16 protein-coding genes and 1 riboswitch are annotated in these 25,271 nt (G+C 57.0%); of the genes, 6 read left to right on the forward strand and 10 right to left on the reverse strand.

Going from position 1 to position 25,271, the window contains the following annotated elements; all coding sequences use genetic code 11:
* Positions 1 to 37: 37 nt before the first annotated feature.
* The 5 genes from FCL49_RS16320 to FCL49_RS16340 all read right to left on the reverse strand — a co-directional run bounded on the left by FCL49_RS16320 (position 38) and on the right by FCL49_RS16340 (position 11,562).
* The gene (locus FCL49_RS16320) at positions 38 to 4,861 is read right to left on the reverse strand and encodes a hemagglutinin repeat-containing protein (protein ID WP_174354368.1); all 4,824 of its coding nucleotides are present in this window, start codon (positions 4,859 to 4,861) and stop codon (positions 38 to 40) included.
* Positions 4,862 to 4,908: 47 nt separating this feature from the next.
* On the reverse strand, positions 4,909 to 6,585 hold the full coding sequence (locus FCL49_RS16325; protein ID WP_174354369.1) for a ShlB/FhaC/HecB family hemolysin secretion/activation protein: 1,677 nt from the start codon (positions 6,583 to 6,585) through the stop codon (positions 4,909 to 4,911).
* Between the two features lie 383 nt (positions 6,586 to 6,968).
* A complete protein-coding gene (gene panS / locus FCL49_RS16330; protein WP_174354370.1) occupies positions 6,969 to 7,886 on the reverse strand; it encodes a ketopantoate/pantoate/pantothenate transporter PanS in 918 nt (305 codons plus the stop codon).
* Between the two features lie 144 nt (positions 7,887 to 8,030).
* Positions 8,031 to 9,398, reverse strand: coding sequence for a lysine-sensitive aspartokinase 3 (gene lysC / locus FCL49_RS16335; RefSeq protein WP_174354371.1), 1,368 nt, complete (start codon positions 9,396 to 9,398; stop codon positions 8,031 to 8,033).
* A 109-nt stretch (positions 9,399 to 9,507) separates the two neighbouring features.
* Positions 9,508 to 9,701, reverse strand: a riboswitch (Lysine riboswitch).
* A gap of 52 nt (positions 9,702 to 9,753) precedes the next feature.
* Entirely contained in the window at positions 9,754 to 11,562 is a 1,809-nt protein-coding gene (locus FCL49_RS16340; protein WP_174354372.1) for a cation:proton antiporter, read from the reverse strand.
* Positions 11,563 to 11,834: 272 nt separating this feature from the next.
* On the opposite strand from FCL49_RS16340, the gene pgi reads away from it, so the two are divergent.
* Positions 11,835 to 13,481 (forward strand): glucose-6-phosphate isomerase, encoded by a 1,647-nt coding sequence (pgi, locus tag FCL49_RS16345; protein ID WP_174354373.1) that lies wholly within the window; start codon positions 11,835 to 11,837, stop codon positions 13,479 to 13,481.
* Between the two features lie 63 nt (positions 13,482 to 13,544).
* Here pgi and FCL49_RS16350 read toward each other — a convergent pair whose 3' ends face one another.
* Positions 13,545 to 14,978 carry a capsule assembly Wzi family protein gene (locus FCL49_RS16350; protein WP_174354374.1) on the reverse strand — a complete coding sequence of 478 codons (1,434 nt, stop codon included), beginning with the start codon at positions 14,976 to 14,978 and terminating at the stop codon, positions 13,545 to 13,547.
* Positions 14,979 to 15,199: 221 nt separating this feature from the next.
* On the opposite strand from FCL49_RS16350, the gene psiE reads away from it, so the two are divergent.
* A complete protein-coding gene (psiE, locus tag FCL49_RS16355) occupies positions 15,200 to 15,607 on the forward strand; it encodes a phosphate-starvation-inducible protein PsiE (protein WP_012147169.1) in 408 nt (135 codons plus the stop codon).
* A 111-nt stretch (positions 15,608 to 15,718) separates the two neighbouring features.
* Here the strand turns inward: psiE and malG are convergent, their stop codons facing one another.
* From malG to malE, 3 genes are all read right to left on the reverse strand, one after another.
* Positions 15,719 to 16,609, reverse strand: a complete 891-nt coding sequence (gene malG, locus FCL49_RS16360; protein ID WP_012147168.1) for a maltose ABC transporter permease MalG — start codon at positions 16,607 to 16,609, stop codon at positions 15,719 to 15,721.
* A gap of 11 nt (positions 16,610 to 16,620) precedes the next feature.
* On the reverse strand, positions 16,621 to 18,198 hold the full coding sequence (gene malF, locus FCL49_RS16365; protein WP_174354375.1) for a maltose ABC transporter permease MalF: 1,578 nt from the start codon (positions 18,196 to 18,198) through the stop codon (positions 16,621 to 16,623).
* 63 nt (positions 18,199 to 18,261) lie between these two features.
* Positions 18,262 to 19,455, reverse strand: a complete 1,194-nt coding sequence (malE, locus tag FCL49_RS16370; RefSeq protein ID WP_037416088.1) for a maltose/maltodextrin ABC transporter substrate-binding protein MalE — start codon at positions 19,453 to 19,455, stop codon at positions 18,262 to 18,264.
* 359 nt (positions 19,456 to 19,814) lie between these two features.
* Between malE and FCL49_RS16375 the strand changes: the two genes are divergently transcribed.
* From FCL49_RS16375 to malM, 4 genes are all read left to right on the forward strand, one after another.
* Positions 19,815 to 20,786, forward strand: coding sequence for an alpha-amylase family glycosyl hydrolase (locus tag FCL49_RS16375; RefSeq protein ID WP_174354376.1), 972 nt, complete (start codon positions 19,815 to 19,817; stop codon positions 20,784 to 20,786).
* Positions 20,779 to 21,888 carry a maltose/maltodextrin ABC transporter ATP-binding protein MalK gene (gene malK, locus FCL49_RS16380; protein ID WP_174354377.1) on the forward strand — a complete coding sequence of 370 codons (1,110 nt, stop codon included), beginning with the start codon at positions 20,779 to 20,781 and terminating at the stop codon, positions 21,886 to 21,888. The genes FCL49_RS16375 and malK overlap by 8 nt, the downstream gene beginning before the upstream one ends.
* Before the next feature lie 32 nt (positions 21,889 to 21,920).
* The gene (locus tag FCL49_RS16385) at positions 21,921 to 23,222 is read left to right on the forward strand and encodes a maltoporin (protein WP_302479877.1); all 1,302 of its coding nucleotides are present in this window, start codon (positions 21,921 to 21,923) and stop codon (positions 23,220 to 23,222) included.
* Between the two features lie 95 nt (positions 23,223 to 23,317).
* Positions 23,318 to 24,226 (forward strand): maltose operon protein MalM, encoded by a 909-nt coding sequence (malM, locus tag FCL49_RS16390; RefSeq protein WP_174354379.1) that lies wholly within the window; start codon positions 23,318 to 23,320, stop codon positions 24,224 to 24,226.
* Positions 24,227 to 24,281: 55 nt separating this feature from the next.
* On the opposite strand, the gene FCL49_RS16395 is transcribed toward malM, so the two are convergent.
* On the reverse strand, positions 24,282 to 25,265 hold the full coding sequence (locus FCL49_RS16395; protein ID WP_174354380.1) for a nucleoside hydrolase: 984 nt from the start codon (positions 25,263 to 25,265) through the stop codon (positions 24,282 to 24,284).
* Between the last annotated feature and the right edge of the window lie 6 nt (positions 25,266 to 25,271).

Below are 25,271 nucleotides of genomic sequence, written 5' to 3' on the forward strand. Positions count from 1 at the left end.
ACCCTCTCCCAAAGGAGAGGGGACCATTTACCGCCAGTTATTTACCCGAAAAAATACCTGCCTTGGCATCGGCGGCCTGGCTATTGATATAGCCGCCGACCGGGGTCTCCAGATTCGCCACGCTTTTACCGGCGATCCCCAGCAGGCCACCGGCAGAGGCTGCCGCATCAAGGTGACCGCCCCCCTGATAACGGCTGCCTGCCACGTCCTGCTGTTCCAGCTTGCCGTTACCCAGCATTACTTCACCCTGCTGGCTGCGGATCTCCCCACCGTTCAGTTGGGTGTTGCCCTGCACGTTCAGCGCCACGCCATTTTTCCCGCTGATAGCGGATTGCACGCCCACCGCATCGTTATTGACTACGTCGGCTTTGACCTTGAACTGGCCCTGTAACCCGGCGGGGCCGGTCAGACTCTCTTTGGACTTGTTGCCGAGGAAGCGAGCGCCGCGATCCCACAGCGGTGCCTGTTCTTTTTCGCCGACCAGAGTTTCCGGCAACGTTACTTTGCCCTCGGCCTTGTTGAAGCTAACCGCGCCGGTGGTGTCCTGTTTGGGATCGAGACGACGGGCCACGCTGTTGTACTTGTCGGTAGTGGCGTCAGCAACCTTGTTGATACCGTCCTCCAGTTTCTCCTTCACTTTACCGGCATAGCGCGGCGTGCCGACTTTCGACAGTTTGGAGGTGATGCTGCTGGCCGGATCGTTGGTGTGGTTCAGACCGACGTCCACATTGACCTTCACGCTGCTTTCGCTGTCTTTGCGGCTCTCGACGCGCAGGTCACCGCCGACGTTGCCTTGTAAGCTATCGGCATCGACCCGGGCACCGGCCAGAGTGGTGTCTTTACCGCTGTTGATCGTCACTTCGTTGGCGTTAATCAGGCTGTTACCCTGGGTAGTTTTCTGCAGCTTATCGACGCCGACTTTTACCCCGGCACCCAGAGTGTGGGTGTCGCTGCCGCTGGTGGCGTCAACCTTGCCGCTGGCATCCTTGTTGAAGGATTGGCCACCTTTGGCGTTCGCTTTCAGCCCCAGATTCCAGTTGTTTTTCTGCTCCTGATTTTGCGTCGACTCCAGCACCACACCGCCATGCTCGGCATTCAGGCCGACGCTGCTGCCCTGGACTTCGGTCCCTTGCAGATGCAGTGCCTGGTCGCCAGTGCCTTTGGCGGTAATGTTCACTGCGCCACCGCTGGTGATTTTACCGCCCTGGTGGGTGGTGGAGGATTCATCGACCCTGGCGATGTCAAATGCGCCGCCGAGGGAAACGCCGCCCGCACTCTTTTTGTCGCTGTCGGTGCTGTTACCGCCAATATCGATATTGCCTGACAGCGTATCGTCCTTGCGCGTCTGGTGCGATTCGGCTGCCTGTAGCGCCACCTTGTCGCCTGCTTTCAAGGTGACGTCCCCCTGACTGGTGACATGACTGCCTTGCAGCGTCAACCCACGACCGGCTTCCAGCTCCACGCCCTGTTGGCCGCTGATCTGGCTGACCTGTGCGCTGCTGCTGTCGCTTTCCCCCACGCTGCGACCGCCGCCCAGCCCGCCGCCGAAGTTTTTGGTTTCCGGAGTGGAGCCGCCTTTGGCCGACACTTTGACATTAAAGTCGTTGTGGCTCTCGTGACTGCGGTCGGTAGCCTGCTCGAAACGCAGGTTGCCGTCTTCAGCTTTCACCTGTGTTTTGCCCTTGCCGGCATCGAGTGAAGTGCCCTGATAAACCGCGTCTTGCTTAACCTGGATGTCGATGCCGTTGGCCGCGGTAATGCCACCGGTGACCGCCTGGCTGGCGCTACTTGCACTGTGTTTGTTGCCGCCGTCACCTTTGGCGTCGACGTTCAGGTCATTGCCGGTGTTGGTGTAAACGCGCACGCTGGCGTTGCCACGGCTATCGCTTTGGCTCTGCTGCTGGTGGTTTTCCGCCGCTTCACTGCGGTGGCTGTCTGCCTTCAGCGTCACACTGCCCTGAGTGGCCTGATATTGGGTCCCGCGATCCTGCAGTTCCCCGGCAGCTTTAACCGCAATCTCCCCGGCCTTGATGTTGCTGACCACCGCCTGCGAATTGCTGCTGCGCTGTTCGCTGCTGCCGCCGTTGGCAGCGACGTCGATGCCGACGTTCGGCAAGCCGATGCTGCCGATATCGTTAATCACACCGTTGGCATCCAGTTTGGCGGCTTTGCCCACTGCGCGTTCAACCGGACGGGTGATGGCGCTGTAATCGACGTTGGCACCGATATCCACGCCAACCTCGGTTTTGCGGGTGTTGCTGCTGGTGCTGTCAGTGGCGGCCAGGTGGGCAACGTTGTTGGCATTCTCCTGATATTTGCCGGCGACCTGATGCTGCGCACCTTGCTGTGTCAGCTGGTCTTTGGCGTTAATGGTCAGATTGCCCTTGATATCGCTGCCCGAGGTAACGGCCTTGCTGCTTTGCGCCTGAGTTTTGCTGTTCTCATAACCGCCTTCAATGCCCGAACCCACTTTATCGATGCCGCCGGTGTAATAGAACCCACCGCCAATTTTGGTTTGCTCGGTGTCGCTGGTGGTCTTGTTGTTTGCTGCCAGGAAGGCGACGTTGTTGCCGCTGACGCTGGCATCACCCTGAGTGGTCACCAGTTTGGAGCCGCTGAAAGTCACGTCTTTATCCGCTTGTAACGCTACGCTGCCGCCACTGAGTATTGAAGACTGCTGCTCACTGCGGGTGGTTTTCTCGCTGTCACTGGTATGTTCAATGCGCAGACCGGCGCGGTATTGCTTATCGCCTTTCTCGTTGGCATAGCCGTTGATCGCCAGCGCCGTTTTCTGCTCATCAATGCGTTGCTGCTGCTCTGCCGCGCTGACGTTGATATTGCCACCGGCCTGGATGTCCAGCTTGCCGGTGCTGGTGACCTTGCTGCCCACCACGTCGGTATCCTGTTGGCTGACCAGTTGCAGGTTGGTATCGGAAACCAGTTCACTGGCGGTGGACTGCTGGTGGCTGTTGTTGGACTTTTGCGAACTGCTGGTGATGTTAAAAGCGGTACCGGTGCGGGCATTGACCTTGTCGATGTTGGTGCTGAGCGCGTTATCAATCCGCAGGCCACCGTTGCTGGCGGTAACAAAACCGCCCTGACTGCCTTTGACCTTGCTGCCGGTAATGGTCACGCCCTGTTTACCGTTCAGCCACAGGGTGCCGTCGGCGGTCAGCTCGGAAGCGTTGCTGACCTCGCGGCGGTGGCTGTTATCTTTATTATCGCCACCGCCGATACCGCCCCAGGAAGTTTTATTGTCACGCACCGATTTGGCGTTAGCGGTTTTTTGCACGTCGATGTTGATCTGATCGTTGGCATTTACCTGCAGGTTGCGTGCGGCATACACTTTTGCTCCCTGGGCCACCAGGCTGTTACCGGCGCTCAGCATCAAGTCGCCACCGGCATGCAGGTCGCTGGCCTTCAGGCTTTCGGTTTCATTGCTGTTGTTCCAACTGCCGGTGCGCAGACTGGAGGTATGGTTACGCTGATAGCCGCGCTCGCTGGTTTTATCCTTCTCGACCAGTCCGGCGATCTGTACATCGCGTTTGGCATCGATTTTCAGCGAGTTACCGGCCCCGACCGTGGCCCCGAGCAGTTTCACATCCTGTGCAGTGGCGGTCAGCGTGGCGTTTTTGCTGGCGCTGACGCTGCTGCCGACCTGCTGGTGCTGCTCATTTTCACGGGTGACGTCGTACTGCCAGGAGTAGAACCATTGGTCGTTGGTATGCCCCTGGGTCTGCTTGAGTTGCTGACCGTCGAGCGTCAGGCTGGCGCCCTGCAAATTAACCTCTTCGCCGCGAATATCGGTGGCGGTCAGGTGGTTGCTGTTATCGGCCAGCAGGCTGATATTTTTGCCTGCCAGCTCGGTGCGGGCCAGCTTTTGGCTGGTGCTGCGGTCGTTGATATAGATACCGCCACGATAGTTTTGGTAGTTCTCACCGCCGTTGCGGCTGCTGCTGTCGTCACTCACCTGGCTTTCTGCACGGATGTCGTAGGCTTTCACCCGGATCTCATCGCTGCCCTGCAGTTTGCCCGCGAGTTTCACGCCGCTGCCGGCTGCGGTGTTAATGATGTTGATGCGTCCGGCCTGCATGCTGCCAAGATAGTAGCTGTCCAGCGCGCTCAGGGGTTGCTCGCTGCTGAGCACTTTCGCTTCGCGTGAGACCCGGTTATTACCGCTGATGGCGTTGATATCCGCCACCATGTTGCCACTTTTCTTATCGAATACCGGAGTGACGATCACCTCGCCCCGGCTGTCGATGCGCGGGGCGATCAAATCCAGCACGCCTCCGGCATTCAGCTTGCCATCCAGACTCAGGGTGTTGCGATTACCCAGCGTGCTGTAGCCCTGCAGCATGCCGTTTTCTACCAGCGGGTTGCCCACCACCAGTGACGAACGGCTGGTATTGATAAAACCGCAGCCGCTGCAACTGATGCCGTTCGGGTTGGCCAGCACGTAGTCGGCTGCCATACCGAAGATTTCCTGCTGACCGTGCAACAACGATGGATTGCGGCTGATCACTTCGTTGAGGATTACGCTGGCCGCCTGGTTGTTCAGGTTCGGGTTGGCCCCCAGCTGACCGGCCAACTGAGACAGTCCGGGGTCGCGCGAGTTATTCAGCACCGCGCCGGGCTGGTTGACGTTGAAATCCTGATATTGGTTATGCGATAGCCCGTGGTCATTCGGCGTGACAATATTGACCACCTGCGCGCCGTTACCGGCGGTGGAAACGCCGGGGCCGTTAGCCCCGTTGGCCGCCACGATCTCGCCGGCATAACCATTGCCAAGTGAGGCGAGAATGATCGCCAGTGAAGCGGCCAACTTGCCCGCTGCCGAAAGCCTGAAGTTATTATTTTTCATCCATGTATCTCCATATATCGCCGTGTGGTACTGCAAAAAATGACTGACTAAAAGGTGTACGAGAAGCGGGCCAGCACCTGGATCGGATCGTCCGGCATGGCGTGGCTGGACAGTAGCCAGCCGCGGCTGGCCTCGATGTCGATGATGGCGCGCTGATAACGCAGGGTGGCCCCGGCACTCAACCCGGCGCTGCTTTGCCAACCCGAGGGGCGGTTATCGCGCGGCAACACCCGGCCGACGTCGCCGCCGAGGCGTGGGGTGAGGGTGCTTTGGCCCAGGTTGAAGCTGCGGGACAGGGTATTTTGCAGGTACCAGCCGTTATCGCCGGACAGCGTGCTGCGGCTGAAACCGCGGATCGCGCTGCGGTCGGTCAGGCTGAGCCATTCCACGCCGGGCAGCCGATCGCGGCTGTATTGCCCATACAGCAGGTTGCTGAGCTGGTAACCGGAACCGGCCAGGGTGAAGCGTTGGGTAAGGTTGGCGAACAGCTTGCCTTTGGTGAATTGGGCATCGGGCAGGCCGGCACCGCCGTGGCTATCGGCCCCAAACCACGGCAATCCTTGTTCTACGCTGAGGTTGGCGCTGACCAGCCCGGTTGGCAGGATCTGCAGGTGATTCACCCCCAGTTCGAACAGGCTGAGCGTCGGGCTGCCGAGGCTGATGCGCACGGTGTCGAAGTAGTTATTGATACGCTTATGGGTCAGTTGGCCGCTCAGGGCATTGATTTGATCGCGATCGCGGTAAAACACATAATCGCCGCGCAGGCCGTATTGCTGGGTCTGGCCATGCAGCTTATAGCTGTTGAACACCAACTGCTGGCGGTTCATGTATTGCGAATAGCTGGCAAAACCGCTGAAGGTGAAGGCGCCATAGGGCAGAGAATAGAGCAGGGTATAGGCGCGGTTGTAGCGCTGCGACGGCTCTTTCAAGGTACCGGCGACGTTCAGGCTGACAAAGTCCGACAGACCGAACGGGCTGTCCAGCGTTGCCGTGCTGCGAGCCAACCACTGGCCGGTATTTTTCTGGCCGTAATTGTCCAGGGTGGCGGACAGCAGCCAGGGCTTGGCATGTTGGTTATGCAAGCGAATAATGGATCCGCCGGTTTGGTTGCCCGGTAATATATCCAGGCGAGTTTTGTTCGATTGCAAACGATTGGCCTGATCCAATCCCTGATCGAGCTGGGTTAATTTCAGCGGCTGGCCTTCCAGTCCGGGGAATAATAATTTGCTGTTAACCCAGCGATCGCCGCCCTCTATTTTCTCGATAAATCCTTCGGTGACCCGCAGACCCAATTCCCCTTCGGCATTAGGGCGAATAAACTGTACGCGGGCGGTGATATAGCCTTTATCAAGGTATAAACGGGTTAATTCGCGTGTCAGACGGTTGATGTCATTACTGCTGATGCAACGCGGTGGCAGTGCGCTGAGCGCCGCCAAATCTTTCGCTGACAGCAGGGTAATGCCTTGCAGATAGACACCATCAATCGGCAAACATTGGGCTGAACGCGGCAATGCCGGGGGCGCGGGTTCGGGGTCTGCCAGTAATTGCTGTTGTTTAAGCTGTTGGTAGCGTCGTTGCTCGATCTGCTGATTCACTTCACGCGTGCCGTCTTGCAGGGCGCGGCGTGATTCGCCCATCGGCGAAAAATGCTCCATTTCCGGCAGGGTAGCGGCGGGGAGCGCAGTGCTGAACAGCAGCACCAGGGCGGCGGTTTTTTTAATCATTTTAATCCATTATGAGAAGCCAGCGGGTGGCCTGCTCAATCCATGAGGTCAAGAAACGGACGGCCAGAGGCCGGCCCGAAACAGCGAGCGACAAGCACATTGCGTGATATCTCGATTTGCCGCAGGCAAATTAAGACGATGGGTATATATCTAAATAATAATTAGGCTGCTTGTTTTAATTTTCAGTTCCGTTGAGTTAATTAACTAAAAAAAGTAATTAACCTGTCCGCTATTTAAACTTTATCGGCACGGATAGGAAGAATCTGAATTTTATTTTGTCCGGGGATAATAAAGGGTGAGGGTAATTCTGACAATCCGACCAGTGGGAAATACGAAATTTCGCAGAAGGTTTGGGGCGCACTCATTTGCGCCCCAGGATGAGATTATTTTTTGCCGATCGGCCGACCGGACCAGTAACCCGCCAGCAGCGAACCGGACAGGTTATGCCACACCGAGAACAGGGCGCCCGGCAGCGCGGCCAGCGGTGAGAAGTAGATTTTGCCCAGCGTTGCCGCCAGTCCGGAGTTCTGCATGCCGACTTCAATCGCCAGCGTACGGCAGGTGGACTCGTCAAAGCCAAACAGCTTGCCGCCCCAGTAACCGCTCAGCAGCCCGATGGCGTTATGCAGGATCACCGCGATGATCACCACCAGCCCGACCGAGGCGATATGGCTTTGGCTGCCTGCGACCACGGCACTGATGATCGCCAAAATGCACACCATCGACAGCGCCGGCAAAATAGGCTCGATGCGTTTGACGGTTTTGGTAAAGGTGTGATGGACGATCAACCCCAGACCAATCGGGATCACCACGATCTGCAGAATGCTCAGCAGCATGCCCATCACATCGACGCTGATCTCGGTATCGACGTATAAGCGGGTCAGCAGCGGCGTGGCGAACACGCCCACCAGAGTGGAAACCGCCGAGATGGTTACCGACAGCGCCACATCGCCTTTAGCCAGATAGATCATGACGTTGGAGGCGGTACCGCTGGCCACGCTGCCGACCAACACCATGCCGGCGGAAAGATCAGGCGGCATATGGAACAGCATCGCCAGCAGCCAGGCGGCCAGCGGCATGATCAGATAATGCAGAAAGATCCCGGCGGCTACCGGGCCAGGCCGGGACAGCACGCGCTTGAAGTCATCCAGCCGCAGCGTGACGCCCATGGCGAACATGATCAACATCAGCAGCGGGCTGACGTAGGGGCCGATACCGGTAAAGCTGGTGGGGGTGAAGTAGGCGGCGACGGCGAGCAGCACCGCCCACAGGGGGAATAATCGGGTAAATTTTGCCAGCATGAATGAGGTTTTCCTTAGCCAAATAGAACGATGGGGTGGAGTTGTGTTTTTTTGCGAGTTCAGCGGACTGAACTCCTACGGTTATGAACTGATTTTTTAGATGTAGGGGCGCAGCATGCTGCGCCCGCAAGGGATGATAATAGTTTATTCGAACAGATTGTGATGCAGGGTGCGTACCACTTGCTCAGCGTCGTTGCCGGGCACCAGGAAGCACAGGTTATAGCTGCTGGCGCCGTAGCAAATCATGCGGATATTGAACGGGTCGAGCACGCCAAACACTTCCTTGCCGACGCCGCAGGCCTGGGAAAGTTTGTTGCCAATCAACGCCACCAGCGCCAGATTTTCTTCCACTTCCACCCGGCACAGTGATGACAGGTCGGTCAGCAACGAGGTGGTCAGCGGGCTGCCACCGGTGTTGGTAGAGCCGGTGGTGTCCATGGTTAGTGCGATACTGACTTCAGAAGTGGTGATCAGATCCACCGAGACATTATGGCGTGCCAGAGTGTTGAACACTTCGGCCAGGAAACCGCGTGCGTGCAGCATGTTGAGGCTGTGCAGTGTCAGCAGGGTTTGCTTGCGGCGCAGTGCCAGTGCGCGGAACAGCGGCGGATTCTCGGTGGTATTACACACCAGGGTGCCCCCGGCGGCCGGATCCTTGCTTGAGCCGACAAACACCGGAATATCGCAGCGCACGGCCGGCAGCAGGGTCGCCGGGTGCAATACTTTCGCACCGAAGGTCGCCATTTCTGCCGCTTCTTCGAAGGTAATTCTGTCAATGCGTTTTGCCGCCGGAACCACGCGTGGATCGGTGGTGTAGATACCCGGCACGTCGGTCCAGATATCCACCCGGCTAACGCTCAGCGCTTCGCCCAGCAGTGCGGCGGTGTAATCGCTGCCGCCACGGCCCAGCGTGGTGGTTCGGCCTTTCGGCTCGCTGCCGATAAAGCCCTGAGTGACCACCAGCGCTTCTTGCAGACGCGGTTTGAGCAGCGATTGGGCTAATTGGCTCAGCGCTGCGCTGTCTGGTGTGGCACGCCCGAAGTGATCATCGGTGTGCATCACTTTACGTACGTCAAACCATTCCGCCTGCACCTGGCGAGCGCGCAGGATCTCCACAAACAGCAGGGTAGACATCAGCTCGCCATGGCTGACCAGTTCATCGGTCAATGCCGCCGAATTTGCCAGCGATGCCGCTTCGGACAGCATGGCGATGTTTTCCAGCATGCGGTCGATTTCTTCGCGCACCACCGCCGGATTGTCGAGACGATCAAGGATGGCGTATTGGATGCGACGGATTTCATCGAGCTGGAAATGGCGTTTGTCGGCATCGCTGCCTTCGGCCAGAGCCACCAACAGGTTGGTGACGCCCGCAGAAGCGGACAAGACCACCAGGCGTACGTCCGGATTGGCGAGTACGACGTCGGCGCTGCGGTTCATGGCTTCATAGTCAGCAACGCTGGTGCCGCCGAATTTGGCGACAACGGTGGAATTCTGGGGTGCTGCTTGGTTCATGTAAAAACCTCGTGTCAGGGTGGCTCTATTCAGAGAGCGCTTTTTTCATAGCCTTGGCACAAGGGAGGAGCGATAAGCAGGGGGCAGACGTAGAGGTTAAAGCTACGATACACCCAGAAGCGCCCCACCTTGCTGATTGCCCCTACGGACAATCCCTGGTGACAACTCAGGGGATTCAGCCCCTGTAGTCGATACGATGAATGCCGCACATCACCTTACCTCGGCGTCGCTCCCCCTCAAGCGTCGTCATTGGACAACGGCTCCTCTGACACTCTACCTGGGCGACGCACCTCTTCTGGCTTGCGCACCGGGTGCGCAAGTAGGCTGTTAGGAATAGCCGGTAATCGCGCTGCTGTCAACGTCCGGACGTTGAGGGATTTTCATCTTGTACCAGCGCAATCAGCGTACAGGGCATCGCCGGAACGAAACCGTTTCCGATGGGGTGCAGTGCGCCGTCCTCCCGTTGGCTGAATAACGGAATAATGCCCTGATTTTTTTCAATATATTCCAGCCAGCCAAAGTTTTCGTTCAGCTTGGTGGCCTTGATGGTGGCGCCATGGGCGATCAGACTGCTCAAGCGGGCGTAGGTGGCTTCCTGATTAAATAAAACTTCATGCCGACGAAAGCGCGAGCTTTCCCCACTGTTGCCGCGGCCTTTCAACGGTGCGCCGGAGCGGATGGCAAACACCTTTCCCTCACCAAAAATATGGCCGAAGTGGTAGACCGCCAGCGCATTTTGATGGCGGTTGGGTGACAGCGCCAACACCTGCGCGGTATCGCTGAGATCAAGATAGTTCTCGGCATGTTCGGAGTAAGCATGCCCATAATAAGCGGGGATGCCTTCCATGCGTGCCTGGCGGTAATATTCCCAACTGCTGTCGGTGACCAGCACCGGGATATTCATTTTGATCAACGCCTGCGCCAGCATGCGCGCCACGCTGTTGGCACCGACAATCAGCACGCCGCGTGGTTTTTGCTGCTGTACCCGCAACCAGCGTGCCATCAGGCTACTGGTCAGGCTTTGCAGCACCACGGTACCGATGATCACGGCGAACACGACGGTCACCAGGCGATCGGCCCCTGGGTAACCGCTGCGTTGCAAGGTCAGGGCGAACAGAGAACTGACCGCCGCAGCGACGATACCGCGCGGCGAGATCCAGCACAGCAGCAGCCGATCGCGCCAGTGCAGGGAGGAGCGCCAGGTCGATACCGCAATACACAGCGGCCGGGCGATAAACTGCACCACCAACAGCAGGCCCAGCAGCGGCCAGCCCATGTTCCACAGTGCCTGGATATCAAGCCGTGCCGCCAAAATGATAAACAGCGCCGAAATCAGGATCGCCGACAGTTCTTCTTTAAACGCCAGGATGTCGCTGGTATCGACATCGCGCATATTGGCCAGCCAGATCCCCATCACCGTGACGGTCAGCAGGCCGGACTCGTCGGCAATGGCGTTTGATACGCCAAAAGCGGTGAGCATAATTGCCAGTACCGCCAGGTTTTGCAGGTAGCGAGGGAGCCAAACACGGCGCAATGCCAGGCCCAACAGGTAACCGAATAGCGCACCGGCCACCAGGCCGACGGCGGCGGTAATGCCCAGGGTGTAGAACAGGTGGGTGTAAGACTCCGAATGCTGTTTCAGGACGATAAATTCAAACACCAGCAGGGTGAAGATAGCGCCGACCGGGTCAATCACTATCCCTTCCCAGCGCAGCACCTGGTTGATATTGGCGTTGGGCCGTACTACCCGCATCAGCGGGGCGATCACCGTTGGGCCGGTGACCACGGTGACTGCGCCGATCAGCGCCGCCAGTTCGGGGGGAAAGTCCAGCAGCCACCAGCAGGCCACACCAATCACCAGGAAGGTCATCAGCATGCCGATGGTCACCAGGTTGCGTACCACGCCACCCAGGCCACGTATTTCCTCGACCCGCAGCGTCAGCGCGCCTTCGAACAGAATAATGGCCACCGACAGCGACACCAGTGGGAACAGCAAATCGCCAAACAGCGCGTCCGGTTGAACCAGATGCACCACCGGCCCCAACACCACGCCAAACACCAACAGCGGCAGAATGGCCGGCAGGCGCAACAGCCAGGCCAACCACTGCGCCAGCAGTGAACTCAAGCCAATAACCACTAACATCAACGGGGCAGATAATTCCATAGTCATGTCCTTCGTGTTTCAAAGCGCAGCCTGCTGGCCGCGCATCCTTCGCCTAATTACGTCAATGACGTGGTGATAATCTGACACAGTTTGGTGACAGTTAACTAACCCTGATAACAGGCTGTTATCCAAAAGTATAGGGGAAGAGCTGAAACGATGCGGCGGCGTTTGACAGTTAGCGCCTATCGCAAGAAAAGAGATCATAATCACAGTCGAACAGGCTACAATCGGACAACCACGTCATCTTTATTCTCAAGCCTAAGAGTGTTGCTATGAAAAATATCAATCCTAGTCAAACCGCTGCTTGGCAAGCCCTGCAGCAACATTTCGAACAGATGAAAGACGTCCAAATCAGCTCACTGTTTGCTCAGGACAAAGAGCGTTTCTCCAAGTTCTCTGCCACCTTCAACGATCAGATGCTGGTGGACTACTCTAAAAACCGCATTAGCGCGGAGACCCTGGAGAAGCTGCAGGCACTGGCGAAAGAAACCGATCTGCAAAGCGCGATCAAATCCATGTTTGCCGGTGAGAAAATCAACCGTACCGAAGACCGTGCGGTGCTGCACGTTGCTCTGCGCAACCGCAGCAATACCCCGATTATCGTGGACGGCAAAGACGTGATGCCGGAAGTGAACGCGGTGCTGGCCAAAATGAAACAGTTCTGCGACCGCGTGATTGGCGGTGACTGGAAAGGTTACACCGGCAAAGCCATTACCGACGTGGTGAACATCGGTATCGGCGGTTCCGATCTCGGCCCTTATATGGCGACCGAGGCGCTACGCCCATACAAAAACCACCTGAATATGCATTTTGTCTCCAACGTTGACGGCACCCATATCGCCGAAACGCTGCAGCCACTGAACCCGGAAACCACCCTGTTCCTGGTGGCGTCCAAGACCTTCACCACCCAGGAAACCATGACCAACGCCCACAGTGCGCGCGACTGGTTCCTGAGCACTGCCGGCGATCAAAAACACGTAGCGAAGCATTTCGCGGCGCTGTCGACCAACGGCAAGGCAGTGGGTGAGTTCGGTATCGATACCGCCAACATGTTCGAATTCTGGGACTGGGTCGGCGGTCGTTATTCCCTGTGGTCGGCGATTGGCCTGTCGATTGCCCTGTCACTGGGCTTTGATAACTTTGAACAGCTGCTGAGCGGCGCGCATGCGATGGACCAACACTTCGCACAAACCCCGGCAGAGAAAAACCTGCCGGTGCTGCTGGCGCTGATTGGTATCTGGTACAACAATTTCTTCGGTGCAGAAACCGAAGCCATCCTGCCTTACGACCAGTACATGCATCGTTTTGCTGCTTACTTCCAGCAGGGCAACATGGAATCCAACGGTAAGTATGTCGATCGCAACGGCAACCCGGTGGATTACCAGACCGGCCCGATCATCTGGGGTGAGCCAGGCACCAACGGTCAACACGCGTTTTACCAGTTGATCCATCAGGGGACCAAACTGGTGCCTTGCGACTTTATCGCACCGGCCATCAGCCACAACCCGCTGAGCGACCACCACGCCAAACTGTTGTCGAACTTCTTCGCACAGACCGAAGCGCTGGCGTTCGGTAAATCGCTGGAAGTGGTAGAGGCCGAGTTTGCCGCGCAGGGCAAAACGCCGGAAGAGGTCAAGCATGTGGCGCCGTTCAAGGTGTTTGAAGGCAACCGTCCGACCAATTCCATCCTGCTGCGTGAGATCACCCCGTTCAGCCTGGGCAGCCTGATTGCCCTGTATGAACACAAGATCTTCACCCAGGGCGCGATCCTGAACATCTTCACCTTCGACCAGTGGGGCGTGGAGCTGGGCAAACAGCTGGCTAACCGCATTCTGCCGGAACTGGCGGGTGACGAAGCGGTCAGCAGCCATGACAGCTCAACCAATGCGCTGATCAACCGCTTTAAAGAATGGCGTTAAGCACTACCCCGAATTGATGCCAATAAAAAACCCGCCGCGGCGGGTTTTTTTACATCTGAATGATTACAGATTGATTGGCACTTCGAAACTGATGCCTGCGCCCACGTCATCGGCGGTGCTGGCGTTGTTATCGGTGTACCACAGGCTGGTATCGAACTTGACCTGCGAGTCGAAGTTGTAGCCCCAGCCCAACTGAATGCCTTTCAGCGTGTCGGATTTCGGGAATGCATGGTTGATAGACTGATTATTTGGGTTCACTTTGGCGTACACCAGGCGGGTGCTCCAACGCTGACCATCATCCAACACCATTTCTACTCGGCCGGACAGCATTTGCCCGTCGCCACCCATTGCATGACCCAGTGGGTAGCCTTGCTGGTAGTAGCCGCCTTTGTAAATGTAGTGATTGTACATAACGTTGTTGGCATTGCCGTTGGAGCGAGTATCAGTGCCCTCAATGTGCCAGTTGATGGTGGTTGGGCCCCATTCCGGGTGGCCTTCCAGACCTAAAAGATAGGCATTGTGCGACGGCAACATGCCGGCTTCATCTTCACCGGTGATTTGGCCGTAGAAGCTGACCGGCAGACCAATCAGCGGCTGCATTTTCAGCTTGAAGTCAAACCCGCCAAGCTGGTTACCCGGATCGTTTTTCGGGTCGCCGGTGTTGTCGTTGCCGGTCACACCGTCCCAGAACGAACTCCAGGAGTGCGGACGGCCATCGCCACCCCACATCATGACGCGTGAAGCGCCCAGCTCAAGGAAGTTGGTCGGCATCATGGTAAAACGACCGCCAATCAGTTTGGTATCAGGCACGGCAGTGTATTGCGACAGCTGGCCGGCGGTAAGCTGGTACTGCCAACGGCCAATCCATGAAAGCCATGGGGTTTCAAACGGCGATTGGTCGGCGCGCTGCAGCATAAAACCGGCTACCGGACGTGCGGCGTCGGAACGGATCAGGCTGCCATCATAGCCCGGGCCCCACCATTGGGACACCTCACCGAAGGACAACCATTGGTTCCAGACTTTAACTGCGCCATAGGAGCCATTCAGGTTGAATTTGGAGCCGTCGCTGACGCGTTGATCGCCCTCGACTGAGCCTTGAACGCGTACGTCCCAGAACTCGCCGTTGGCACCGGCACCGATAGTCAGACTTTGGTCAGCATATTGGTTCTGGCCGAAACCCTGCGGCGTGCCCGGTTTGTCGGTGGCTGCATAGCCGCTGACGCGAATATTGGCTTTTAAGTCACCGACGCGACGTTGAACGCGGTCGAGAACGTTTTTCTCGGTATTGGTTACCGGTTTGGCCTGTGAAATTACGGAGCTGATTTCTTCCTGACTCAGTGGCCAGGTAGACAGGCTGACGTTGATGACGCCACGGTCAGACAGCCAGGCGAGGTCATTACGCAGGTCATTATCAGGGGTTACCAATCCGCTGGCATGGCCGCTCAATGCACAGGTAAACAGGCCTGCGGCGACCAGTCCGTTAAGTTTAGCGCGCATAAATATTCCCTTGTTAATTCGAGTTGTTTGTTTTATGTAAAGATCTATGACCCATCATAGTGGACATTTCAATTTGCTACAAATATATCCATATGAAACATTAAAATGTAACTAATTGAATAATATTTATTTTTTTTAAGTTTCACGCAGATGTTAATTTTTAAGATAATGCCTATGTTAGGATGCGCGAATAATTATAGTGGTATTGATGGGGAATATTTATGGCAAAAACCTCCCGCTCGGTGATGATCGCCAAAGGGTTACAACGGGTGTTGAACGTCGGACTGTTGCTGCTGGCGGCGATCCTGATCGTCTTTTTGGTGAAAGAAACCATTCATTTGGCGAAAGTCTTATTTGTAAACAACGAGGAATCGACGTCCTATTTGCTGATTGAAGGGATAGTGATTTACTTTCTCTACTTTGAGTTTATCGCTTTGATTGTGAAGTATTTTGAATCGGGTTATCACTTCCCGCTGCGCTACTTTATTTATATCGGCATTACCGCGATTATTCGTTTGATCATAGTGGATCATGAAAACCCAATAGACACGTTAATTTATTCTGCCGCGATACTGTTACTGGTGGTGACGCTGTATCTGGCGAATACCGACCGCTTAAAACGAGAATAAATGACATAAAAATGGCGGCCCGTAGGGGCCGCCGAAGACACAGGTATTGATCGGAAAGAACTGAAGTACATCAAGCGCTGTAGGGGCTCCACATGTTGAGCCCGAGAAAAACTAACCTTTCACTCCACCAGCCGTCAGGCCACCGACCAGCCAGCGCTGCGCCAGCAGGAAGACGGCGGTAATCGGAATCGCAGACAGCACCGCCGCAGCGGCAAAATCGCCCCACAAATAGTTCTGCGGGTTCAGATATTGCTGCATCCCAACCGCCAGCGTATAGCTGTTGACGTCGCGCAACAGCAGTGAAGCTACCGGCACCTCGGTGATGGCGGCGATAAACGACAGAATAAACACCACCGCCAGAATCGGTACCGACAGCGGCAACAGCACCAAACGGAAAGCCTGCCACGGGCTGGCGCCGTCCAGTGCCGCCGCCTCCTCCAGAGAGTTATCGATGGTTTCGAAATAGCCCTTGATGGTCCAGACGTGCAGCGCGATGCCGCCCATATAGGCGAAAATGACCCCGCCGTGGGTGTTCAGGCCGATAAACGGAATGTACTGGCCCAGGCGATCGAACAGGGCGTACAGCGCCACCAGTGACAATACCGCCGGGAACATCTGGAAAATCAGCATGCTTTTCAGCAGGGTGCTTTTACCGCGAAAACGCATGCGGGCAAAAGCATAGGCACAGGTGGTAGACAGCGTGACGATGCCAATGGCGGTGATCACTGCGATCTTGATCGAGTTCCATAGCCACAGCAGGACCGGGAACGGCGGTGGAGTGACGCTGCCATCGGCGTGCGTCACGCTCATGCCGAGCGCCAACCGCCAGTGATCCCAGGAAATTTGTTCCGGTATCAGGCTGCCGGTGGCGAAGTTGCCAGATCGCAGTGAGATAGTGACCACCATCAGCAGCGGGAACATGATCAGGGCGATAAAGCACAGCATCAGAGCATGGGTTATCCACAGACGCAGACGCTGGGATTTGGGTTGGACCATAGCCATTATTTTTCTCCCTAGTCGAAGTTCATCTTGCTGGCTTTCAGATTCAGGATCGCCAGAGCGCCTACCAGCAGGAAGATCAGTGTGGCAATTGCTGCCGCCAGCCCGAAGTCCTGTCCGCCGCCGCCTTCAAAGGCGATGCGGTAGGTGTAGCTGACCAGCAGGTCGGTATAACCGGCCGGCGTGGTGGTACCGATCATGTCCGGCCCGCCGTTGGTCAACAGTTGGATCAGCACGAAGTTATTAAAGTTGAAGGCGAAGCTGGCAATCATCAGCGGCGTCAGCGGTTTAATCAGCAGCGGCAGAGTGATGCGGAAAAAGTTCTGCATCGGGGTCGCTCCGTCCATCGCCGAAGCCTCGTACAGGTCGTCCGGGATGGCTTTCAGCAGCCCCATGCACAGGATCATCATGTACGGGTAACCCAGCCAGGTATTGACGATCAAAATCATGCTTTTGGCGGTGACAGGATCGCTGAACCAGGCCGGTTTGATACCGAACAGATGGCTGAGCATCATGTTGATTTCACCGAAGCTTTGGTTGAACAACCCCTTGAAAATCAGAATCGAAATAAACGACGGCACCGCGTAGGGCAATATCAGCATCACGCGATAGACAGCCTTGCCTTTCAGCGCTTCCCACTGCACCACGCAGGCCAGCACCATGCCTACCGCTACGGTGAGGATCACGGTCATCACCGAGAACACGATGGTCCAGATAAAGATCGACACGAATGGCTTCTTGATACCTTCGTCCTGCAACACACGCAGGAAGTTTTTTCCGCCAATGGTAACGGTGTAGCCCGGACTTAGCGTTTCTTTGGCCCAGTTACCGTCGGCATTCACCGCCTGATAAAAGCCAATCTCCGGGTTGGGGCGATATTGAATATGGGTCTGTTGGTCGGTCAGCGCATTGCTGTCCTTATCCAGAGCGTAAAGCGGACTGGTACCAGAAAACTGGCGCAGGGAACTCATGCGCAACTCGCCCCCGTCCGGTAACTGTGCTACCAGTTGGCTCAGTGCCTGACGGTTTTGAGTGATTACCCGCAGCGTGGCGCGTTCGCCTGCCGGTTCGGCGCTTTCTTCGACCAGCTTCAGCGTTTGCGGTGCGTTGGCATCAAAGCTGAAAGGCTGGGAAATCAGCTGTTGGCCGCTGTCCGGGTGGGTTAGCTGCAAAAGCCAGCGTTGGTTTTCCGCCGGATACAGGCCGAAGGTAAAGGTCTTGCCGGTCTGGAATTGACGCTGCATCAGCACCGACTGGGCGCGCTCAAAGGTGAGCTGATTGGTGCTGCTGTAGTTGGTAAAGGCGATGGCGATGGTGCAAATCAGCGGAAACAGGACAAACAGCCCCATGCCGGCGATGCCAGGGTAAACGTAGCGCCAGGCGTAGGCGCGGCGGTTGGCGAAGACGTAAAGCCCGGCGCTGACCAGGATCAGCGTCAGAATGGCAAACAGGTATTCACCCTGTGCATACATCAACACAATCAGATAGCAGGTAACCAGGCTGAACAGGCCGATAACCAGCCATTTCAGTATGTCACTCTGCCACCACTTCGACTTTTTGCGCGCAGGTGAACCGGCGTGAGCTAATTGCATAGGGCGTTCCTTTCTGTGAAGCCACAGCGGGGTGCCTGTCTGCACCCCGCACAACATAGTGTGTTACTTGGTGATACGGGTCTGTACGTCATCCAGCGCGGCCTTCACCGTCTGGCGACCGCTGACGGCGTTGATCACCGCACTGCGTTCGGCATACCAGAAGGCGCTCATCTGCGGGATGTTAGGCATGATTTCGCCGTTCTGGGAGTTCTCCATGGTGGCGGCAATCTTCGGATCTTTCGCCAGTTGTTCCTGATAAGACTTCAGCGCCACCGCGCCCAGCGGTTTGTCTTTGTTGACGTCCGCCAGCCCTTCGTTGGTCAGCAGGTAGTTTTCCAGAAATTCGGTCGCCAGTTCTTTGTTCGGGCTGGCGGCGTTGATCCCGGCGGTCAGTACGCCGACGAAGGGTTTGGAAGGCTTGCCTTTAAAGGTCGGCAGCAGGGTCACGCCGTAGTTGATTTTGCTTTGTTCGATGTTTGACCAGGCCCATGGACCATTGATGGTCATCGCGGTCTGGCCTTTATTGAACGCGGCTTCGGCAATCGAGTAATCGGTATCGGCGTTGATGTGTTTGTTTTTCACCAGATCGACGATGAACTGCAGGCCTGCCTGCGAACCGGCATTGGCGACGCCCACGTCTTTGATGTTGTACTTGCCGTTCTCATACTTGAAGGCGTAACCGCCGTCGGCAGCGATAATCGGCCAGGTGAAGTAGGGTTCTTGCAGGTTCCACATGATGGCGCTTTTACCTTTGGCGCGCAGTTCTTTGTCCAGAGCCGGGATCTCTTCCCAGGTTTTTGGCGCCTGTTTGATCAGGTCTTTGTTATAAATCAACGACAGCGCTTCCACTGCAATCGGGTAGCCGATCAGCTTGCCGTCGTAGCGCACCGCGTCCCAGGTGAAGGGGAACAGTTTGTCCTGGAAGGCTTTGGAAGGATGGATCTCGGCCAGCAGGCCCGACTGCGCGTAGCCGCCAAAGCGGTCATGAGCCCAGAAAATAATATCCGGGCCGTCGCCGGTGGCGGCAACCTGCGGGTATTTCTCTTCCAGCTTGTCCGGGTGCTCAATAGTGACTTTGATACCGGTGTCTTTCTCAAACTTTTTGCCGACCTCGGCCAGGCCGTTATAGCCTTTATCGCCGTTGATCCAGATAACCAGTTTCCCTTCCTCGATCTTGGCGAAGGCGGAAGAGGAAAGCACCAGGGTGGTCAGAGCCGAAAGCACCAGTGTGCGGGCGGTGGTAAAGCTGCGAGTCATAATCCAATCCTTCTTTTTTATGGGCACGTAAATCAAGGAGAGAGGTTTCGCGGTAATAGTGGGTCACAAAGCGACACATTCTCATCCTCCCCCCCTCTACGCCCCACGTCTGTGTAGTGTGATCCAGTTAACATTGCTCTCTATTCTGTGGCGTCAGACACAAAATAGGGGGACGATTTTTGCCAGGCAGATCACAGATTTGTCTTAAGCGTGGAACTTCTCACCGCCGCGGTCGTTCTCTCATCCTCCCATCTCCTCCCCCATGAAAAATCCTGTTACGGATGATTACCCTTTGTGGGGTTTACCGCACTATCGGCCACATTGATTTTCATCGCCACGAGCAGCAGGGAACCGGATTTATGTCGCCAATGCCTACCGCCACTCAGCCCACCCTGTACCGGATCCATCCGGTCAGTTTCCGCGATGGAAACGGGGATGGCGTGGGTGACACCCACGGCATGATTGCGGCGTTGCCCTACCTGAGCACGCTGTCGATTGACGGCCTGGTGTTGCCGCAGGGCTTGGCGGCCCAAGAGGCGGCGGCGGTCGCTGCCCAGGGTTTGGCCCTGTGGTACTGCGACGGGCCAAACCACATTCGTCGCGCCGCTGCTGCGCAACAGTATCTGCGCAGCCCACTGGCGTTGGAGGTCGTGCCCTTCAGCGTGGAGAGGCTGGTTGAGGTGTTGAATGCTCGCCGCACCACGTTGGCAGAAAGCCTGTGGAGCACCGGTGATGCCGACCAGCCTCGGGTGGTCAGCCACTGGGGGCAGGGCAACTTGCGCTCCGCCGATGCCTTTTTGACGCTGCTGGCAATGCTGCCCGCACCCATTTGCCTGTATCAGGGGGAAGAATTGGGCTTGCCGCACGCCGCCGGCCTGCAGGATCCGCTCGGCGCGCAAACGCCGATGCCATGGCATGAAGCCCCTGAGCAAGTGACCGCCGGTGAAATCCACTGGTATCAGCAGGTGGCGATTGAGCATCGCGCGCTGGCTATCAGCCGCCAACAGCATGACCACCAATCCACCTTGCGTTACTGCCAGTCCTTGCTGTCGCTGCGCCGCTTGGCGGTGATCCAGCAGGGGGAACTGAGCGCGGTCAGCCAGAGTAATGGTATCGTTAGATTACTTATTACCCATCAGGATCAATGCCTTGAAGCGCTGATTAACCTGCAGCCTTATACTCAGGCGGCCGCACCGTCTGAGGCGACCTTGCCACTGGCTTGGCAGCACGGTGCGCAGCAAGAGGGTCATCAATGGGTTTTGGCGGGTTTTGCGTCCGCCATTTTTACACGAAATGTTAACTGCGAAAGCAGGGGAGTAACGCATGGCTAGCGTCACATTGCGCAGCGTTTATAAGGCTTTCGGCGAAACGGTGATTTCCAAAGACGTCAATCTGACGATCAACGACGGTGAATTTGTGGTGTTTGTCGGGCCATCGGGCTGCGGCAAATCGACGCTGCTGCGCATGATCGCCGGGCTGGAGGACATCACCTCCGGTGAGCTGATGATCGGCGATAAACGGATGAATGAGGTGCCGCCGTCCGAGCGCGGCATCGGCATGGTATTCCAGTCTTACGCACTGTATCCGCACCTGTCGGTGGCCGACAACATGTCGTTCGGCCTGAAGCTGGCGGGGGCTAAAAAAGCGGAAATCAATCAGCGGGTCAATCAGGTATCGGAAGTGCTGCAACTGGCTCACCTGCTCGACCGGCGGCCGAAAGCGCTGTCCGGTGGGCAGCGTCAGCGGGTGGCGATCGGTCGTACGCTGGTGGCGGAGCCGGACGTGTTCCTGCTCGACGAACCGTTGTCCAACCTCGACGCCGCGCTGCGGGTGCAGATGCGCATTGAGATCTCCCGTCTGCACAAGCGCCTGCAGCGCACCATGATTTACGTCACCCACGATCAGGTCGAAGCGATGACGCTGGCCGACAAAATCGTGGTGCTGGATGCCGGACGCGTCGCTCAGATCGGTAAACCGTTGGAGCTGTACCACTATCCTGCCAACCGCTTTGTCGCCGGCTTTATCGGATCGCCGAAAATGAACTTCCTGCCGGTCAAAGTGACCGCCGTAGAGCCTCAGCAGGTCCAGGTCGAACTGCCTAACAACCAACTGGTGTGGTTACCGGTGGAAGGCACGCAGGTGCAGGCCGGCTCGAATATGTCACTGGGCATTCGCCCGGAACATCTGTTGCCTGGTGATGCCTCTGAAATTCGGCTGACCGGTGACGTACAGGTGGTGGAGCAACTCGGCAACGAGACGCAAATCCACATCCAAATCCCGGCAATTCGTCAAAACCTGGTTTACCGCCAGAACGACGTGGTGCTGGTAGAAGAAGGTGCAACATTCGCCATCGGCCTGCCGCCTCACCGCTGCCATTTGTTCCGTGAAGACGGTACGGCATGTAAACGGCTGCACCAGGAGCCGGGCGTTTAAAGCATCACAGTCTGTATAACAGGAGAATAATGATGACTATCTTGCGCAAACTTCCTCTGGCACTGGCAATCGCCGCTGGTGTTCTCACCACTCAGGCCATGGCCCTTGATTTTAAAGGCTATGCCCGTTCCGGCATCGGCTGGACCGGCAGTGGCGGTGAGCAACAGTGCTTCAAGGCCACCGGCGCCGACAGCAAATACCGTCTCGGTAACGAATGTGAAACCTACGCCGAACTGAAGCTGGGTCAGGAAGTGTGGAAAGAGGGCGACAAAAGCTTCTACTTCGATACCAACCTGGCTTACTCGGTTTCACAACGCTCCGACTGGGAAGACGTGACGCCAGGCTTCCGTGAAGTGAACGTGCAGGGTAAAAACCTGATCGAATGGCTGCCGGGTGCCAATATGTGGGCCGGTAAGCGCTTCTATCAGCGTCATGATGTTCACATGATTGACTTCTACTACTGGGATATCTCCGGTCCGGGCGCCGGTCTGGAAAACATCGATCTGGGCTTCGGCAAGCTGTCTGCCGCCGTGACCCGCAACTCCGAATCCGGTGGCTCTTACGGTTATCTGGATAATGAATGGAAGCAGCGCCCAACCGTCAACGATACCTTTGACGTGCGCCTTGCCGGTCTGGAATTGAACCCGGGCGGTACCCTGGAGCTGGGTCTGGACTACGGCCGTGCTAATGCACAAGATGGTTATAGCCTGGCCGATGGCGCCAGCAAAGACGGCTGGTTGGTGACTGCGGAACATACCCAGAGCATCCTGACTGGCTACAACAAGTTTGTACTGCAATATGCCACCGACTCTATGACCTCACAGAACAATGGTCGTAGCCAGGGCGCCACTATCGACAACAATGGCAAGATGATCCGCGTGCTGGATCACGGTGCCATCGACTTCAACGACCAATGGGCGATGATGTATGTCGCCATGTTCCAGGACATCGATCGCGACAACAACAACGGCACCACCTGGTACACCGTGGGCGTGCGCCCAATGTACAAATGGACGCCTATCATGAGCACCCTGCTGGAAGCCGGTTACGACAACGTGAAATCCCAGCGTACCGGCGATCGCAACGGTCAGTACAAGGTCACCCTGGCGCAGCAGTGGCAGGCGGGCAACAGCATCTGGTCACGTCCGGCTATCCGTGTATTTGCGACCTACGCCAAGTGGGATGAGAAATGGGGTTACGCTACTGCCAGCGATGCAGAGGGCACTCCGGGTCTGAATGCCGGTACCGCCTATAACGACACCAGTATGCACACCTTCAGCCGTGGCAATGACGATGAAGTCACCTTCGGCGCCCAGATGGAAATCTGGTGGTAATGAGATAACGGGGGGAGCCAGGTGCTCTCCCCAACCTGTATTCGCCGACATCGTCTCTCTTGCCTGAGCCACGTCGGTTAGCTTGGGGTATAACAATGAAAAAGAATCTGCTGTCACTCTGCCTGTCACTGGCTCTTACCGTTGGTGCGCCACTGGTGGCCAATGCCGATACGCCAGCCAATGTTTCCGTTGCTCCGGCCATTAGCACTGCCACGCTGCAAAGTTTGCCATGGCAACCGCTGGTGCCGCCGGTCAGCCAGGATGTGAAACTCGATAATGTCAGCCCGCAAATTAATCAGGGTGATATTCAGGGCGCTATCGCCGCCTATACGCTGCCGGCCGATCGCGGTTCGCTGGAAGTCACACTGAGCAGCATCAGCAAGAACAACTCAATTTACGCACCGAGCGTATTGGTACTGGATGAACACCTGCGCCCGGCAGCCTATTACCCGAGCAGCTATTTCCCTTATCAGCCACCGGGTGCGATGTCGTCCGATCGCCTTGAGGGCACGCTGAAACTGACCCCGGCGCTTGGTCAAAAGCAGATTTATTTGCTGGTGTACACCACCCGTCAGGATCTGGCGAAAACCACTCAATTGACTAACCCGGCCAAGGCCTACGCTGCCGGTGTGGGCAACGCGGCGCCGGATATTCCGGATCCGATCGCCAGCCACAGCACCAGCGGCACCATCAAACTGAAGGTCACTGCAGAACAGGGCAGCGGCAATATCATGATTGGCATGCTGCAACCGGCACCGGCGGCGACGCCAGTGGTAGTGGGATCAACCGCGGCGGTTGCTGCAGCACCGACTCCGGCACCGGCTCCAGCCAAACCGGCAGAACCGATGTTGAATGACACCGAAACTTACTTTAACAACGGCATCAAACAGGCGGTGAAGGCGGGGGATATCGATAAAGCGCTGAAACTGATGAATGAGGCTGAAAAACTGGGTTCCACCACAGCGCGTAAAACGTTTATTGGCAGCGTGAAAGGCAAGGGGTAGTACCCGACGCTGCCGATGCTGGCTTGATGATTGGTGCGCCCCGGCGCACCTTTTTTCATTCGCGGGCCAGCGTTTCACCGATCAGCGCCAGCAGGCGAGCATTATCCACCTGCTGCATTATCCGCACCGGCCGACCTTCGGCTTCCGGCATGCCGACCGTCAGGCGCAAACTTTGCGGTCGCCAGCGACGAGAGCTGCCGCGCGTCATGGCACCTTCCAGCGCTACATCGACAAAATACTCTTCCGTGCTGACCAACTGCGGCTCCAGCAACCAGGCAATCACCAGTGCGTCATGGATCCAGCAGCCCGGCAGATGGCGGGTATGGCGGGAGTAGTCGATCCAGGGCTGAGTGGTGGTTCGCAGGTAGCGGCACAGCGGCGTGTCCGGCTGAGTCATCTTTATCAGATCGGCCTGAGTCAGCATGGTTTGCGTGGTGACGTCCAGCGGGGCGAGCGTGATATTGGCACCGCTGGTCAGCACCTGCCGGGCGGCCTCCGGATCCAGGCCGAAATTGGTGTCCTTGATGTAGCCTTCTACGTTGAACACCCCACCCATAATCACGATTTCCTTCACCGCCTGCGCCATCTGCGGGTACAGCTGCAGGGCATGGGCGACGTTGGTCAGCGGGCCGATTGCCGCCAGGGTGATCTCGCCGGGGTGATTGCAGATCAACTCCCCGATCGCTACGGCGGCGTTGGGTGCGGGTATTGTGGTGGCTTGCGGATAAGGCGTATTACGCCACAGTGCGGCTAACTGCGGATCGGTAATCGCCCGATCCAGATGAGTGCGCCAGGGTTCTGGCGCTTCGTTCAATGCTCGCGTTGCGCCTGCCACCACCGGCACCTGATAACCGGTTTGCTGCAACAGATGGCTGGCCACGGCAAAGCCGACGTCGCGCGGCGTATTGCCGGCCACGATGCTGACAAGCTCCAGTGAGAGCTGAGGTTTGGCCGCCAGCGCCAGGGCCAGGGCCAGCCCGTCGTCAACGTTGGCACCGGGAATGCCGTTGCCGGGATCGCAATCAATAATCAAACGCATAGCGGT

Origin of the sequence: Serratia proteamaculans (assembly GCF_013337185.1) — a bacterium.
Lineage (GTDB): Bacteria > Pseudomonadota > Gammaproteobacteria > Enterobacterales > Enterobacteriaceae > Serratia > Serratia proteamaculans_D.

Bases quoted from the DNA above. Each gene is read 5' to 3' on its own strand.
- FCL49_RS16325 (WP_174354369.1), bottom strand. From the start codon at position 6,585: ATGATTAAAAAAACCGCCGCCCTGGTGCTGCTGTTCAGCACTGCGCTC.
- FCL49_RS16375 (WP_174354376.1), top strand. From the start codon at position 19,815: ATGTCGCCAATGCCTACCGCCACTCAGCCCACCCTGTACCGGATCCAT.
- malG (WP_012147168.1), bottom strand. From the start codon at position 16,609: ATGGCTATGGTCCAACCCAAATCCCAGCGTCTGCGTCTGTGGATAACC.
- FCL49_RS16320 (WP_174354368.1), bottom strand. From the start codon at position 4,861: ATGAAAAATAATAACTTCAGGCTTTCGGCAGCGGGCAAGTTGGCCGCT.
- FCL49_RS16395 (WP_174354380.1), bottom strand. From the start codon at position 25,265: ATGCGTTTGATTATTGATTGCGATCCCGGCAACGGCATTCCCGGTGCC.
- panS (WP_174354370.1), bottom strand. From the start codon at position 7,886: ATGCTGGCAAAATTTACCCGATTATTCCCCCTGTGGGCGGTGCTGCTC.
- psiE (WP_012147169.1), top strand. From the start codon at position 15,200: ATGGCAAAAACCTCCCGCTCGGTGATGATCGCCAAAGGGTTACAACGG.
- lysC (WP_174354371.1), bottom strand. From the start codon at position 9,398: ATGAACCAAGCAGCACCCCAGAATTCCACCGTTGTCGCCAAATTCGGC.
- malF (WP_174354375.1), bottom strand. From the start codon at position 18,198: ATGCAATTAGCTCACGCCGGTTCACCTGCGCGCAAAAAGTCGAAGTGG.
- malE (WP_037416088.1), bottom strand. From the start codon at position 19,455: ATGACTCGCAGCTTTACCACCGCCCGCACACTGGTGCTTTCGGCTCTG.
- FCL49_RS16385 (WP_302479877.1), top strand. From the start codon at position 21,921: ATGACTATCTTGCGCAAACTTCCTCTGGCACTGGCAATCGCCGCTGGT.
- pgi (WP_174354373.1), top strand. From the start codon at position 11,835: ATGAAAAATATCAATCCTAGTCAAACCGCTGCTTGGCAAGCCCTGCAG.
- malK (WP_174354377.1), top strand. From the start codon at position 20,779: ATGGCTAGCGTCACATTGCGCAGCGTTTATAAGGCTTTCGGCGAAACG.
- FCL49_RS16350 (WP_174354374.1), bottom strand. From the start codon at position 14,978: ATGCGCGCTAAACTTAACGGACTGGTCGCCGCAGGCCTGTTTACCTGT.
- FCL49_RS16340 (WP_174354372.1), bottom strand. From the start codon at position 11,562: ATGGAATTATCTGCCCCGTTGATGTTAGTGGTTATTGGCTTGAGTTCA.
- malM (WP_174354379.1), top strand. From the start codon at position 23,318: ATGAAAAAGAATCTGCTGTCACTCTGCCTGTCACTGGCTCTTACCGTT.